Genomic DNA, 13,873 nt, shown 5'->3' with positions numbered 1-13,873 from the left:
GTGAAGACGTCAAAAGCAAAGTTGAGCGTAGTACACTCAACCTAGATAAACCTCTTCGAAAGGAGCTCTCTTTGGACGCCAAATTCACCACCAAGAGCCAGGAGGCTCTTTCGGCTGCCGCCATGAACGCCTCCACGGCCGGGAACCCGCAGGTGGAACCCGCCCACCTGCTCAAGGCGCTGATGGATCAGCGGGAGGGCGTCGCCGTCGCCCTCCTCCGCGCCACTGGGGCGGACCCGGATACTGTCAGCGTCCAGGCCAGTACCGCGATCAAGGCACTGCCCGCCACGTCCGGAAGCTCGGTCCAGCAGGCCCAGCTGTCCCGGCCTTCCCTGCAGGCTATCCAGAACGCCCAGAACGAGGCTGACAAGCTGGGCGACTCCTTCGTCTCCACCGAGCACCTGCTGCTGGGGCTCTCAGCGGGAAGCGACGGCGTGGGCAGGCTGTTGCGCGACGCCGGCGCGTCGCATGAGGCGCTGGCAGCGGCCCTGCCGGGTGTCCGCGGTGACCGCAAGGTCAACTCGCCCGATCCCGAGAACACCTTCCAGGCCCTGGAAAAGTTCGGCACCGACCTCACCGCGACCGCCCGCTCCGGCAAGCTGGACCCCGTTATTGGGCGGGATGCAGAAATCCGCCGCATCATCCAGGTGCTCAGCCGCAGAACCAAGAACAACCCCGTGATCATCGGTGAGCCGGGCGTCGGCAAGACGGCCGTCGTCGAGGGCCTCGCCCAGCGCATCGTCGCGGGCGACGTGCCGGAGAGCCTTCGCGGGAAGACCCTGATCGCCCTTGACCTGGCCGCCATGGTGGCCGGCGCCAAGTACCGCGGCGAGTTTGAGGAGCGCCTCAAGGCCGTCCTTGAGGAGATCAAGAACTCCGACGGCCGGATTGTCACGTTCATCGATGAGCTGCACACTGTGGTGGGAGCTGGGGCCAGCGGCGAAAGCGCCATGGACGCCGGCAACATGCTCAAACCCATGCTGGCCCGGGGCGAGCTGCGGCTGATCGGCGCCACCACCCTCGACGAGTACCGCGAGAACATCGAGAAGGACCCCGCCCTGGAGCGGCGCTTCCAGCAGGTGTACGTCGGGGAGCCCAGCGTGGACGACACGATCGGCATCCTGCGAGGCCTGAAGGAGCGGTACGAGGCCCACCACAAGGTTGCCATCGCCGACTCCGCGCTGGTGGCTGCCGCGACGCTCTCGAACCGCTACATTTCCGGCCGGCAACTGCCGGACAAGGCGATCGACCTCGTCGACGAGGCCGCCTCCCGGCTGCGCATGGAGATCGACTCCGCCCCGGAGGAGATCGACCAGCTGCGCCGTCAGGTGGACAGGCTCACCATGGAGGAGCTGGCCCTCGCCAACGAGACGGACGCAGCCTCGGTGGAGCGCCTCGCTGCCTTGCGGGCGGACATGGCGGACAAGAAGGAGCAGCTGGCCGGCCTGAACGCCCGCTGGGAGGCCGAGAAGGCCGGCCTGAACCGCGTTGGCGACCTGAAGGCAAAGCTGGACGAGCTGCGGTCCACGGCGGACAAGGCGCAGCGCGAAGGTGACCTGGAGACAGCGTCCCGGGTCCTTTACGGCGAAATTCCGGCACTGGAACGCGAACTGAATGACGCCGCAGAGGCTGAGGCCGCCGTCGCCGACAAGTCTGCCCTGATGGTGGCGGAGGACGTCACCGCCAACGACATCGCCGAGGTCATCGCGGCGTGGACCGGCATTCCGGCCGGCCGCATGCTCCAGGGCGAAAGCCAGAAGCTGCTGCACATGGAGGAGGAACTCGGCAGGCGGCTGATCGGTCAGTCCAAGGCCGTTACTGCCGTGTCCGACGCGGTGCGCCGCGCACGGGCCGGCATCAGCGACCCCAACCGGCCCACCGGTTCTTTCCTGTTCCTCGGCCCCACAGGCGTGGGCAAAACCGAACTCGCCAAGGCTCTCGCGGACTTCCTTTTCGACGACGAACGCGCCATGGTGCGGATCGACATGTCCGAGTACAGCGAGAAGCACTCCGTCGCGCGCCTCGTCGGTGCGCCTCCCGGCTACGTCGGCTACGAGGAGGGTGGCCAGCTCACCGAGGCCGTCCGCCGCCGGCCGTACTCCGTGGTGCTGCTGGACGAGGTGGAGAAGGCCCACCCCGAGGTGTTTGACATCCTGCTGCAGGTGCTCGACGATGGCCGCCTCACCGACGGCCAGGGCCGCACCGTGGACTTCCGCAACGTGATCCTGGTGCTCACATCAAACCTGGGCAGCCAATTCCTCGTGGACCCGACGCTGGATGCGAACGCCAAGCGCAACGCGGTGATGGCCACGGTGAACGCTTCCTTCAAGCCGGAGTTCCTGAACCGGTTGGACGAGGTGGTGCTGTTCGATCCGCTGTCCGTCGAGGAGCTCGCCCGGATCGTCGAGCTGCAGGTGGCCGAGCTGACCAAGCGCCTGCAGGAGCGGCGGCTGTCGCTCGAGGTCACCGAAGGGGCCCGCTCCTGGCTGGCAATGTCGGGCTTCGACCCGGCCTACGGCGCCCGGCCGCTGCGCCGCCTCGTGCAGCGCGAAATCGGCGACCGGCTGGCCAAGGCCATCCTGGCCGGTGAAATCTCCGACGGCGACACCGTCCTGGTGGACACCGCCGCCGATCTCGGGGAACTCACCGTCGAGGGCCTGGAGGCACTGTCGGGGCCCGACGGCGGTGCTCCCCTGGGCAGCGGGCTCACGGTCCGCCGCCGGGACTAGCATTGGGTTGGCCCGCTCCCTTGGTTCCCTTGGGAGCTAGGGGAGAAGGCTTGCCTTGATGATGTTCCCGGACGCGGTGACGTAGCAGTCCACGCGGCGGTCACCCTTGGCCCAGCTGGCCGTGCTCGGATACGCGAGGCGGTAGTTCAGGTTGTAGGCGTTGGATTTCTCCGTCAGTGGCGCGGCCTGGCACGTTTCCCTGGCCCTGGTCTTCATGGCGTCACGGCCGGGGTATGCGTCGCCGTCGGCGTAATGGGTGATCGCTATCAGTTGGGCGGAATGGTCGGTGGCGCACGCAACCACGGTGGACTTGGACGCTTCGGGGTCGAAGTCCTTGAAGCAGTCGCCCACCCGGAAATCCAGCGGGCTCACGCTGGCCAGGGGCAGGCTGGGCCGGGGCGACGCGGCAGCCGGAGCGGGGGAAGGATCCGCCGCTGCCGCGCCGGGCCCGTTGGCCGCCTGCATGGTGGCGCCGGCGAGGAGTGACGTCAGGAGCCACACGAGCAGGCCGCCCACCACGAGCAGCGCAGCGACAAAGCCGGACTTGAGCAGGATTTGCCGGATGTCGGGCTGCGCGAGCCGGGACCGGAACGATCCGGCGAGGCTTCTGGGCTGGACCGCATTGGGTTGCGCTTGTTTCGGTGCGGCTGATTTTGGCTCTTCCGGCCCGGGTTGCACAGCGACGGCGCGGGCCGGCCCGCGTTCCCGGTCGTGGCTGGGATCGGTGTCATTCATATGGGGGCGGCACCCCTTCCTGGCGTTCGCTCGGCGGTGAGTATCCGGCAATATGCGTTTCCACGGTGTGGTGGCCCGGGCGGCCGATTGCCGGATTCCCATGCCCGCTTAATTCAGTCGTTCAGGAGACTCTATCGAACAAAAAATCCCTGCGAGCCCCGGATTGCCGCGGAGAAGCGGACCGCGGCGGTCTCTGGAGGCCCCCGTGGCAAGCAGATGCCGCCGAAAGCATGTAATCTAGGGATACGACAAATTGACCAAACATTCCGGGGCCTCACCGATCGCCAAAGGTGACCACCTCCGGTCCAAGTACAAAAGGGGGTCACGCCATGGGGCGCGGCCGTCAAAAGGCAAAAGCTACCAAGCAGGCTCGGGACATCAAGTACTACTCCCCGAACACTGATTATTCGGCCCTACAGCGAGAGCTCACGGGTCCGGGGAGTCGTGCCACGAGCCATTTCGCGAATGAACCGGTCGAGCCGGACTATTCAGCCTACGTGGATAAGTACGCGGACGATTTGGATGAAGACGACGACGAGGTAGACAGCCGTCGTATCGGTTAGTCGTTCCCGCTGAACTGCCTTAAGGCAGTTGGCTGCGAGCCGACGTCGTACACCACAGTTATCAGACCCGTTGGGCACACCAGTATTTCGCGTGCCCAACGGGCCTTTGGCGTTGCCGCGCATGCTCCCTCGGTAACCCGCCCCTCAGGAACGCGGCCGTAGGAACCGTGCCCCTCAGGAACTAGGCTGGAAAGAATTCAGCCAACGGAAGGTTCGGACGCATGGTTCAGCGCAGCGGGTACAGCCTCGGAGAGCTCTGCTGGGCGGACGTCCAGACACCGGACGTGGCTGCCGCCAAGGCCTTCTACGCCGCCGTGTTCGGGTGGCGCTACGAGGACCTGCCCACTCCGGACGGCCGTAGCTACGCGAAGGCGTTCCTGGACGACGACGTCGTGGCGACGGTGGCACCGCAGCCGCAGCAGGGTGACACACAGCGGCCCGCGCGGTGGAACATCTACTTTGCCACGGACGACGCCCGGTCCACCGCGGAGGAAGCCGACCATGCGGGCGGTGTGGTGCAGTTCGGACCAGAGGGCATCGGAGACACCGGAACCATGGTGTTTGTGGAGCCGCCAGGCGGCGGTGCCACCGGTATCTGGCAAGCCGGAACCCACCCCGGCAGCGGGCGGCACAACGAGCCCGGCGCATTCGCCTGGGCCGAACTGCTCACGCCCGAGCCGCAGGCCGCCGTCGGGTTTTTCCAGCACCTGTTCGGTCATGAGGTGACGGAATACCCGCAGGACGACGGCGGCACGTACACCACGCTGCTGGTGAACGGCACCGAGGTGGCAGGCATTGCCCCTGCCCCGCAAGAGGACGAGGACGAGGACGGCGAACCCGGCAGCCGTGGCTGGCAGGTCTACTTCGGCGTCTCCAGCGTCAAGGAAGCGGTGCTGTCGGCCGTGGCGGCCGGAGCCGAGGTGCTGGTGGAGCCGGAGTTCGACGACGACGGGGGCACCATTGCCACCCTGAAGGACCCGCAGGGCGGCGTGTTCAGCGTCCTGGAGGTCTAGTCCCCACCGGCCCCCTCGCCTCGCAAGCTCGGCCAGGGAACCCTGCCGGCGTGGCCCAGGCGGCGGCTTAAACGTCGAGGGCTCCCCAACCGCCGTTGTGAATAAACCGGCAGTGGGGGAGCCCTCGATATATTAGTTACGCGTAGGAGTTGACCAGCTGGACGGCGCCGCCGTCCACGCCCTTGGCGCCCTGGACGTAGTCCGGGCCGGTCTTGACCACGGCGTCGGAATCGGCGCTGATGGCGCCCATGATCCAGGACGGCAGGCCGCGCTCGTTCAGGCGGGCCACGGCGGCGTCTGCGGCTTCGGCGGAGACCACGGCCACCATGCCGACACCGAGGTTCAGCGTGCGCTCCAGGTCGGGCAGCGGGACGCGGCCCAGCTCCGAGACAAGCTTGAAGATGGCGGGCAGCTCCCAGGTGGAGCGGTCAACGGTGGCCACGAGGCCCTGCGGCAGCACACGCGCCAGGTTGGCGGCGAGCCCGCCGCCGGTGACGTGGCTGAAGCCGTGCACGGCCTTGTCCGCGGTGACGGGGAAGGCCCGCGCCAGGTCCAGGCAGTCCGCGGCGTAGACGCGGGTGGGTTCCAGCAGTTCCTCGCCCAGGGTGCGGCCAAGTTCGGAGACCTGGCGGTCCAGGGCCCAGCCGGCGTGGTTGATGACGCGGCGGACCAGGGAGTAGCCGTTGGAGTGCAGGCCCGAGGAAGCCATGCCGATCACCACGTCGCCTTCGCGGACGCGGTTCGGCCCCAGCAGGGCGTCTGCCTCAACAACGCCGGTGGCGGCACCGGCGACGTCGTACTCGTGCTCACCCAGCAGGCCGGGGTGCTCGGCGGTTTCGCCGCCAACCAGGGCGGTGCCGGCAACCGAGCAGGCGGCTGCGATGCCGCGGACGATGTCCGCGATGCGCTCCGGAACCACCTTGCCGCAGGCGATGTAGTCGGTCATGTACAGCGGCTCGGCGCCCACCACCACGATGTCGTCTACCACCATGCCCACGAGGTCGTAGCCGATGGTGTCGTGGATGTCCATTGCCTGGGCGATGGCCACCTTGGTGCCGACGCCGTCCGTGGACGTGGCGAGCAGGGGTTTCTTGTAGGTCAGCAGCTTCGAGACGTCGTACAGGCCTGCGAAACCTCCGACGCCGCCAATCACCGATGCGTTGTGGGTCGCCTTGACGGCGTCCTTCATGAGCTCGACGGCGCGGTCGCCAGCCTCGACATCCACACCGGCGGCCGCGTAGGTGATGCCGGTGTTGTTCTGGGCAGCATTCATGTCAGCAGTGGAGGAAGCGGAAGTCATCAGGACTCTTTCTTGTCAGCGCCGACGGTCGCAGCGTCGTGGTGGAGATCGGGGACGCGATCGGCGTCGGTGAGCAGGTTCTCGAACTCGGCATCCGGCCCCGGATCACAGCCGGTGGCGCCCGGCTTCTCGGCAGGGTCCTCGGTGACGGGGATGCTGTCCGGATTGCCCGGTGTGGCGGGGGCCGGTTCGATGGAGGCTTCCGCGGCGGCGTCACCGGAGGCAGCCGGAGCGCCGCCGGCCGAGGTGGCCGGCAGGCCGCCCAGATCCGTGCGCTCCAACAGGTTCTTGCCCAGTTTGTCCGAGCCCGGCAGCTCGATGGGGTACTTGCCCGTGAAGCATGCCGTGCAAAGCCGTTCGCGGGGCTGCTGGGTGGCACCGATCATGCCGTCTTCGGAAATGTAGGCCAGCGAGTCGGCACCAATAGCCTGGGAGATCTCTTCGATCGTGGCGCCGTTGGCGATCAGCTCTGCCCGGGAGGCGAAGTCGATGCCGTAGAAGCACGGCCACTGGACCGGCGGGGAGGAAATCTTGACGTGCACGGCGGCAGCGCCGGCTTCGCGGAGCATCCGGACAATGGCGCGCTGCGTGTTGCCGCGGACGATCGAATCATCCACCACCACTACGCGTTTGCCGCGGATCACGGACTCCAGCGCGTTGAGCTTCAGCCGGATGCCCAGCTGGCGCAGCGTCTGGGAGGGCTGGATGAACGTGCGGCCCACGTATGAGTTCTTGACGAAGCCGTGCGCGAACGGGATGCCGGATTCTTCGGCATAGCCCACGGCTGCGGGGGTGCCGGATTCCGGGACCGGGATGACGATGTCCGCTTCCTGCGTGTTCTCGCGGGCCAGCTGGCGGCCCATCTCCACGCGGGATTCGTACACGGACCGCCCGGCAATCGCGGCGTCGGGGCGCGCGAGGTAGACATATTCGAAAACGCAACCGGCCGGCGTCGGCTCCGCAAAGCGCTGGGACCGCACACCCTGCTCATCGATGGCGATAAATTCGCCGGGTTCGATTTCGCGGATGAAGCTGGCGCCCACGGTGGCCAGGGCGGACTGCTCAGACGCCACCACCCAGCCGCGTTCCAGCCGGCCCAGGCAAAGGGGGCGAATGCCGTAGGTGTCCCGCGCGGCGTACAGGGTGCCCTCGTCCATGAAGACGAAGCAGAAGCCGCCCTTGATCTTGGGGAGCAGCTCGATGGCGGTCTGTTCGAGGGACTTGCCCTCTTCACCCTCCAGCAGTGCCGTCACCAGGGCGGTGTCCGAGGTGTTGCCCTGCTTCATTTCGCCGCTGAGCTGGCCGCCGTTGCGTTCCAGGATCATGGCGTTGAGCTCGGCGGTATTGGTCAGGTTGCCGTTGTGCGCCAAGGCCACCGTGCCGGTGCTGGTGGCACCAAGGGTGGGCTGGGCGTTGGCCCAGTGGCTGGCTCCGGTAGTGGAGTAGCGGCAGTGGCCGACGGCCAGGTGCCCAGTCAGGGTATTAAGCGTGGTCTCGTCGAAGACCTGGGATACGAGGCCCATGTCCTTATAGACGTTGATCCGCTTGCCGTCGCTGGTTGCTATGCCAGCCGACTCCTGACCGCGGTGCTGCAACGCATACAGCCCGTAGTAGGTAAGTTTTGCTACTTCTTCACCTGGTGCCCAGACCCCGAAGACGCCGCAAGCGTCCTGTGGGCCCTTTTCGCCAGGGAGAAGATCATGAGAAAGTTTTCCATCGCCGCGTGCCACTGGTTGATTATCTCACGTCATGAGGTAGGGAAATTCCGGCCGCCGGATTATGACCGCGGGCCGGGCTCGCCGTCGTCCGTGGTCCGCTCCGGTGCGGGGCCCGGCTCGGCCCCGCCCGGTGCCGTGCCCGGTTCTGCGGCTGGGTGCGTGGCCGGTGCCGTGGCTTGGTGCGTGCCTTCGGCAGAAAGCTCCGCTTCCGGCACGGCTTCGACGACGCCGCGGCGGGCGCGGCGCACGCTGGTGCGGTCCAGCACCAGGGCGGAAATTGCGCCGAGAATCACACCGGCCGCGGCGCACGGCACCATGAAGAAGCCGTAAACGGCGCCGCGGTCGTAGCTGGCATCGCCGGGCAGGGCATACGCAATAACCGCCGCCGCGGCGAAGCCCACCAGCCCGCCCAGGATCAGGAAGGGAACATACTTGGGGGCGCGCCGGACGGAGATCTCGCGCCGTTCAGGAACTTCGCGCCGTTCAGGGGTGGGCTGGTCGGAAGACATGCCACCTAGCCTACTGTCATCCCGGCCACGGGCCTGCCCCGGCGGGTTCAGCCTGCTCAGGCTTTTGGCCCCGCCGGGACCAGCCGCTGCCGCTGCTCACCCAGAAGGTCCCCGCCGGACATCCGCATGACGTCGCCGGCTAACAGGTACGGGAAGCGACCGGACAGTGCCACGCCCTCCGGGGTGCCGGTGGTGATGAGGTCGCCGGGTTCGAGCACCATGTACTGAGAGAGCCGGCGTACCAGTTCTGCCGGCCCGAACACCATGTCCGCCGTCGAGCTGTCCTGCCGGACCTCGTCATTGACCCAGGAAGCGAGGCGGATGCCGTCCGCATCCACTCCCGCGGCGGGCACCAGCCAGGGCCCCACCGGGTTGAAGGTGGGGCAGGATTTACCTAGCGACCACTGTGGCCCGGAGTGCTCCAGCTGGTACTCGCGCTCGGAGACGTCATTGGACAGGACGTAGCCGGCGATGCAGCCGGCCGCCTCAGCGTCGGATGCCAGGTAGCTGGCACGCCGGCCGATGACCACGCCCAGCTCCACCTCCCAGTCCACCCGCTGCGCTCCGGGCGGGATGACGACGTCGTCGTCCGGACCAACCACGGTGTTGGGATGCTTGAAGAAGATGATGGGGCGCTCCGGCACGGGCAAGCCGGATTCGGCGGCGTGCGCGGCGTAGTTCAGCCCCACGCCGATCACGGCGCCGGGCCTGGCGATGGGCGCGCCGACCCGTTTGCCGTCGAGGGTCACCCGGGGGAGGCCTGTCAGGTCCAGGTCCGTGAGCTGACCGGCCCAGGCCTCCAGGAAGTCCCCGTCGATGTCCTGGGTGACCGGCCGCAGGTCATAGCCCTGGCCGTCGTCGTCGATGACCACAGGTACCTCGTTGCCGGCCGGGCCAATGCGCATCAACCGCATGCTGTCTCCTTTCAGCTGCCGCGGTAGGTGGAGTAGGCGAACGGGCTCAGCAGCAGCGGCACATGGTAGTGCTCGGTGCCGGTGACCTCGAATACCAGGTCCACCTCCGGGAAGAACGTGGTGCCGCCCTGCCGGGCGTAGTAGTCGCCGGTGGCGAAGTTGAGCCGGTAGTTGCCAGGGGCCAGGACTTCCGGTCCCAGGTCCTTCGCGCGGCCGTCCGCATCGGTGGTGCCGGTGCCCAGCTGGGTCCAGCTGCCGCCGTCGTTCGCGTAAAGCACGACGACGATACCCGCCGCCGGGCGTCCGGCGCCGGTGTCCAGGACGTGGGTTGTTACGTGGGAAACGCTCATTCGCTGATCACTCCTTCCAGGCGCAGCAGGGCGATTTCCCGCAGCTGCTGGGCGACAATGGTGTCTTCCTGCGTCGGGGTATTGGCCAGGCGCTCGTTCAGCGCTGCCAGGATTTCCGGGGCGGTGCGTCCGGCGGCCCGGATCAGGAAGACCCGGCCAAACTTTTCCTCGTAGGCACGGTTGCCGCGCGCCAGGGCGTCGGCCACGTCGTTGTCCGCCGGGTCCACGCCTGCCTGCTCGGACCGGGACATGGCTGCCTCCGTGGTTTGCGCGGCGGGGCGTTCGCCGATCCTCGGGTGGTGGGCCATTGCGCCTTCCACCTCGTCCGGTGTGAACGGCGCGGCGGCGGCCCGGGCTCCGTCGAGGAGCTCCCGGCGGGAGGCGAAGGGGCGCGCAGCGGCGATCTGGTCCACCCAGCGGGGGACGTCGATGCAGGGGCGCAGGACTGCGCTGGCGGCGTCCCTGTCCGCGGCGTTGAATTCGGCAAGCTTCACGTTGTGATCCTCAAGCAGATGCTGGCATCCATGGTGACGGCTATGCGGAGATCCGGGTCCTCTCCCGGCGATCGCCAACCCCTCGTCGAGGGATCGCCGAGTTCCGCATCATGGAACTGTTATTTCAGCATACGTAATAGTGAAGCCGAGCAGGTGCGCCGGTGTCAAGAGACTACAGCAGGGGCTGAGTGCGCACGGGCGCCGTGTCTGCCCGGACGCCTCCTCACCTTTTGCAGGCTTTTGGCCAACGCTTCCGCAATCGGTGCGGAAGGGTTTGGGCTTTTCCTGCAGGATCTGCGGAAGGGTCTACGTTTTTCCTGCAGGATCTGAGGAGGGGTTGGGGGATGGAGGGGGTGCTGGCGTCCGATGGAGGGGGGTGGCTGGGGGCCTCGAGGGGCCAAGAATTGTCAAAGCTCGAAGAAGTAGCCTGTCCTGGCCGTGGCTATCCGCCGCGGCGCCGTTCCGGCCGGAAGATAATCGGATATGCAGATCCTGGTGGTTGAAGACGACGAATCGGTGGCCGCCGGCGTGCTGGAGGGCCTGACCAGGGCCGGCTTCCAGGCCCGGCACGTCGCCGACGGGGCAGGGGCGCTCGCCGAGGTCCGCTCCTCCAGCCCTGATTTCGTGCTCCTTGACCTGGGGCTGCCGGACATGGACGGCACGGACGTCTGCCGGTCCATCCGGTCCCTGACCATGACGCCGATCATCGTTGTCAGTGCCCGCGACGAGGAGATCGACCGGGTGCTGGCCCTGGAGCTGGGGGCAGACGACTACTTGGTGAAGCCGTTCGGAATGCGGGAGCTCGTCGCGCGGATCCGGGCGGTGGCCCGGCGCACGGCCGACCCGCAGTCCGAGACCGCCCCGCCGGTTGATGGCGCACGCGTCATCGGCACCCTGAGCATCGACCAGCGTTCCCGCCGCGTCCAGGTGGACGGGACCGAAATCCATCTCACCGCCAAGGAGTTCGAGCTCCTCTACTACCTCGCGGAGGACCCCGGCGCCGTGTGCCAGCGCAGCGACATTCTGCGCGCCGTGTGGGACGGCACCTGGTACGGAACCACCAAGACCCTGGACGCGCACGTGGCAGCCATCCGCAAGAAGCTCGGCGACCCCCGCTGGATCGAGGCGGTGCGCGGCGTAGGGTTCAGGCTGGACGTGCCCGGATGAGATGGCGGCTGATTTCCGTGTTCATGGCCATCACGCTTCTGGTGGTGCTGGTGCAGGACATACCGCTGGGCAGCTACCTCGTCCGGGTGGAACGCGACCGGCTGGCCACCTCACTTGAACGCGACGCCTTTTTGCTCAGCGGGCGGGCACGGCAGCTGCTCGAAACGGGCGCTTCGGAACCCGGGACCGTGGCCGCTGCCGTCCGCGATTACGGCCACGCCAGCGGGGCCCGCGTGGTGGTGGTGGACCGTTCCGGTACAGCCGTGGCAACGTCCGACGACGACCAGTCGGCTACCGGGGCCCCCTACCATTCGCGCCCCGAAATTTCCGCCGCGCTCGCCGGCCAGATCACCTCCGGCCAGCGGCACTCGGACACGCTGGGATTCGACCTGCTGTACGTGACGGTTCCCGTCCTCAGCGGCGAGAACATCACCGGTGCAGTGCGCCTGACCTACCCGGCGTCCGTGGTGGACGACCGCGTCTCCGGCCAGCTGAGGGTTATGTGGGCGGTTGCCGGCACCACCGTGCTGCTCGCCGGACTGCTGGCCTACCTGATGGCCGGGGCCGTGACCAGGCGGATCAAACGGCTGGAGAAGGCCACCGAACTGCTCGCGGAAGGCAACCTCGCCACCCGCACTGAGGAGGAACAGGGGCCGCCGGAGCTGCGCACCTTGGCCCGGTCCTTCAACCAGATGGCGGACCGGCTGGAGCACCTGCTGCAGCAGCAGCGGGGGTTCGCCAGCGACGCGTCCCACCAGTTGCGCACCCCGCTGACGGGGCTGCGGCTGCGGCTGGAGAACGCCGTGGATGCCGTCGGTAATGATCCGGACGGTGCGCGCGTCATGGTGGCAGACTCGCTGGAGGAGACGTACCGGCTCCAGCTCATCATTGACGGCCTGCTCCTCCTGAGCCGGGCGGACAGCCGCAATGTGGACCGGGAGGATGTGGACCTCAGCGAGATCGCCCGGAACCGCGTGGAGCAGTGGGAAGCGCTGGCCGAGGAAAGCGGGGTGCGGACGGTCCTGGACGCGGTTCCTGAGGCCAGGGTGGTGGCCATGCCCGGCGCGGCGGAACAGATCATCGACAACCTCATCGACAACGCGCTGGCCGTGGCGCCGCCGGGCTCGGAGATCCGCCTCGTGGTCCGCCCCGGCGGTACTTCGGGAGGCTACGAGCTTCACGTGCTCGACGACGGCCCCGGGCTTTCCGAGGAAGACCGGCAGAAGGCCTTCAACCGCTTTTGGCGTGGCCAGTCGACGTCGGAGGGCAGCGGCCTGGGCCTGGCCATCGTCCAGCAGCTCGCAGAGGCCAGCGGTGCGGCGGCGTACCTCGAAGCCCGACCAGGCGCCCCGGGCCTGGACGCCCGCGTCACATTCAAGGCCGCCCCACGCCCCTGACGGATGCACCATGACGGGTTTCGCCATATTCTGGCCAAGTGGATACAAGCACCGTGAACTCCGGCGAACAGGTTGACAGGCAGGCGCGCATTCTCGAAGCGGCGCTGGGTCTGCTGTCACGCCACGGCATCTCAGGTGTGAATATGCGCGCTGTGGCCCGCGAAGCCGGGGTCGCACTCGGCCTCGTCAATTATTACTACGAGGACAAGTCGAGCTTGATCCGTGCGGCCTTGCGCCGGATCGACGAGCACGACCTCATGCTCGTCGCTGCCGACCCCGCGTCGCCCCCGGACGAGCAGCTCCGTACGGCCCTCCGGCGCGTTGCCGGCCCGGAACTCCTGACCACGCAATATCTGTCCCTGCGCCTCCATCTTTGGGCGCTCGCGCAAGCCCATGAAGACTTTGCGCTGATCAACGCGGCTGCGTTTGAGCGGTATCTCGATGGGCTCGCGAAGCTGATAGGGAATGCCAAACCGGAGCTCACCAGCGATGAATGCAGGGAGCGGGCGGCTGACATCGTCGTCGTGCAAAACGGCATGTGGCTGACGGCGCTCCTTGGCGTAGACGAGGCCTCCATCCGGAGGAGCCTCGCCCGCACCGAGCAGATCGCCTTCGCCGGCTAGCGGAGCCCTAGCCAAACACGCACACTCCGCCTGGGCGGCCCATGCCCAAAATTTTTTGAACAGATGTCCAGTTTTAACCTTGAACAGTTGTTCAAGCTGGACTACTCTGCATGTGTATGACCTACACCACACAAACCGGGCCCCGCGGAAATAAAGGCGTTTCATCGGCGACCTCCGGTTTCCGGCTCAGGGAAGAATCCACGCGGCGAAACTCCCTGGCCGTCTCGTCAAACCACACGCCGGGCTAACGGCGATCCCGTACTGCATCTAGCAACAACTCAGGAATCCACAACGTTCTCCGGGGCACGGTGTATTGCCAGCTTCCGGATGAAGGACAACCCGCCCCGGCGGGTGATCTGCA

Annotated in this window: 13 protein-coding genes; 6 read left to right on the top strand and 7 right to left on the bottom strand. The window is 67.2% G+C overall.

All coding sequences use genetic code 11. The features are described from left to right. Positions 1 to 71: 71 nt before the first annotated feature. Positions 72 to 2,729, top strand: a complete 2,658-nt coding sequence (clpB, locus tag QFZ33_RS23045; RefSeq protein WP_307031328.1) for an ATP-dependent chaperone ClpB — start codon at positions 72 to 74, stop codon at positions 2,727 to 2,729. A gap of 36 nt (positions 2,730 to 2,765) precedes the next feature. On the opposite strand, the gene QFZ33_RS23040 is transcribed toward clpB, so the two are convergent. Beyond that, positions 2,766 to 3,464 (bottom strand): septum formation family protein, encoded by a 699-nt coding sequence (locus QFZ33_RS23040; RefSeq protein WP_307031326.1) that lies wholly within the window; start codon positions 3,462 to 3,464, stop codon positions 2,766 to 2,768. Between the two features lie 329 nt (positions 3,465 to 3,793). Here QFZ33_RS23040 and QFZ33_RS23035 point away from each other — a divergent pair, with 329 nt between their 5' ends. Both QFZ33_RS23035 and QFZ33_RS23030 read left to right on the top strand, forming a co-directional pair. Next, positions 3,794 to 4,027, top strand: a complete 234-nt coding sequence (locus QFZ33_RS23035) for a DUF3073 domain-containing protein (protein ID WP_003803040.1) — start codon at positions 3,794 to 3,796, stop codon at positions 4,025 to 4,027. Between the two features lie 221 nt (positions 4,028 to 4,248). Continuing rightward, complete coding sequence (locus QFZ33_RS23030) at positions 4,249 to 5,040, top strand: VOC family protein (protein WP_307031323.1); 792 nt, start codon at positions 4,249 to 4,251, stop codon at positions 5,038 to 5,040. 136 nt (positions 5,041 to 5,176) lie between these two features. Here the strand turns inward: QFZ33_RS23030 and purM are convergent, their stop codons facing one another. From purM to uraD, 6 genes are read right to left on the bottom strand one after another with little or no spacing between them, the layout of a single operon-like run. Further along, positions 5,177 to 6,340, bottom strand: coding sequence for a phosphoribosylformylglycinamidine cyclo-ligase (gene purM / locus QFZ33_RS23025; RefSeq protein WP_307031321.1), 1,164 nt, complete (start codon positions 6,338 to 6,340; stop codon positions 5,177 to 5,179). Then, on the bottom strand, positions 6,340 to 8,070 hold the full coding sequence (gene purF, locus QFZ33_RS23020) for an amidophosphoribosyltransferase (protein WP_307031319.1): 1,731 nt from the start codon (positions 8,068 to 8,070) through the stop codon (positions 6,340 to 6,342). Before purF ends, purM begins: the two co-directional genes overlap by 1 nt. 47 nt (positions 8,071 to 8,117) lie before the next feature. Further along, positions 8,118 to 8,567 carry a hypothetical protein gene (locus QFZ33_RS23015; RefSeq protein WP_307031317.1) on the bottom strand — a complete coding sequence of 150 codons (450 nt, stop codon included), beginning with the start codon at positions 8,565 to 8,567 and terminating at the stop codon, positions 8,118 to 8,120. Positions 8,568 to 8,623: 56 nt separating this feature from the next. After that, complete coding sequence (locus QFZ33_RS23010) at positions 8,624 to 9,481, bottom strand: fumarylacetoacetate hydrolase family protein (protein WP_307031315.1); 858 nt, start codon at positions 9,479 to 9,481, stop codon at positions 8,624 to 8,626. A gap of 11 nt (positions 9,482 to 9,492) precedes the next feature. Beyond that, positions 9,493 to 9,831: a hydroxyisourate hydrolase gene (gene uraH / locus QFZ33_RS23005; RefSeq protein ID WP_307031314.1), complete on the bottom strand. Its 339-nt coding sequence runs from the start codon at positions 9,829 to 9,831 to the stop codon at positions 9,493 to 9,495. After that, positions 9,828 to 10,325, bottom strand: a complete 498-nt coding sequence (gene uraD, locus QFZ33_RS23000) for a 2-oxo-4-hydroxy-4-carboxy-5-ureidoimidazoline decarboxylase (protein ID WP_307031312.1) — start codon at positions 10,323 to 10,325, stop codon at positions 9,828 to 9,830. Before uraD ends, uraH begins: the two co-directional genes overlap by 4 nt. Before the next feature lie 483 nt (positions 10,326 to 10,808). Here uraD and QFZ33_RS22995 point away from each other — a divergent pair, with 483 nt between their 5' ends. From QFZ33_RS22995 to QFZ33_RS22985, 3 genes are read left to right on the top strand one after another with little or no spacing between them, the layout of a single operon-like run. Next, positions 10,809 to 11,492, top strand: coding sequence for a response regulator transcription factor (locus QFZ33_RS22995; RefSeq protein WP_307031311.1), 684 nt, complete (start codon positions 10,809 to 10,811; stop codon positions 11,490 to 11,492). Further along, positions 11,489 to 12,889 (top strand): sensor histidine kinase, encoded by a 1,401-nt coding sequence (locus tag QFZ33_RS22990; RefSeq protein WP_307031309.1) that lies wholly within the window; start codon positions 11,489 to 11,491, stop codon positions 12,887 to 12,889. Before QFZ33_RS22995 ends, QFZ33_RS22990 begins: the two co-directional genes overlap by 4 nt. 38 nt (positions 12,890 to 12,927) lie before the next feature. After that, positions 12,928 to 13,512 carry a TetR/AcrR family transcriptional regulator gene (locus tag QFZ33_RS22985; protein WP_307031307.1) on the top strand — a complete coding sequence of 195 codons (585 nt, stop codon included), beginning with the start codon at positions 12,928 to 12,930 and terminating at the stop codon, positions 13,510 to 13,512. Positions 13,513 to 13,873: the final 361 nt, after the last annotated feature.

This window comes from Arthrobacter globiformis, from assembly GCF_030815865.1.
Lineage (GTDB): Bacteria > Actinomycetota > Actinomycetes > Actinomycetales > Micrococcaceae > Arthrobacter > Arthrobacter globiformis_B.
Note: the sequence above shows the minus strand (reverse complement) of the source record. Positions and strands in the feature narration are given on the sequence as shown.

Coding starts and splice junctions, on each gene's coding strand:
- uraH (WP_307031314.1), bottom strand. CDS start 9,831: ATGAGCGTTTCCCACGTAACAACCCACGTCCTGGACACCGGCGCCGGA.
- QFZ33_RS23035 (WP_003803040.1), top strand. CDS start 3,794: ATGGGGCGCGGCCGTCAAAAGGCAAAAGCTACCAAGCAGGCTCGGGAC.
- QFZ33_RS22995 (WP_307031311.1), top strand. CDS start 10,809: ATGCAGATCCTGGTGGTTGAAGACGACGAATCGGTGGCCGCCGGCGTG.
- QFZ33_RS23010 (WP_307031315.1), bottom strand. CDS start 9,481: ATGCGGTTGATGCGCATTGGCCCGGCCGGCAACGAGGTACCTGTGGTC.
- QFZ33_RS22990 (WP_307031309.1), top strand. CDS start 11,489: ATGAGATGGCGGCTGATTTCCGTGTTCATGGCCATCACGCTTCTGGTG.
- purM (WP_307031321.1), bottom strand. CDS start 6,340: ATGACTTCCGCTTCCTCCACTGCTGACATGAATGCTGCCCAGAACAAC.
- QFZ33_RS23015 (WP_307031317.1), bottom strand. CDS start 8,567: ATGTCTTCCGACCAGCCCACCCCTGAACGGCGCGAAGTTCCTGAACGG.
- QFZ33_RS23040 (WP_307031326.1), bottom strand. CDS start 3,464: ATGAATGACACCGATCCCAGCCACGACCGGGAACGCGGGCCGGCCCGC.
- QFZ33_RS23030 (WP_307031323.1), top strand. CDS start 4,249: ATGGTTCAGCGCAGCGGGTACAGCCTCGGAGAGCTCTGCTGGGCGGAC.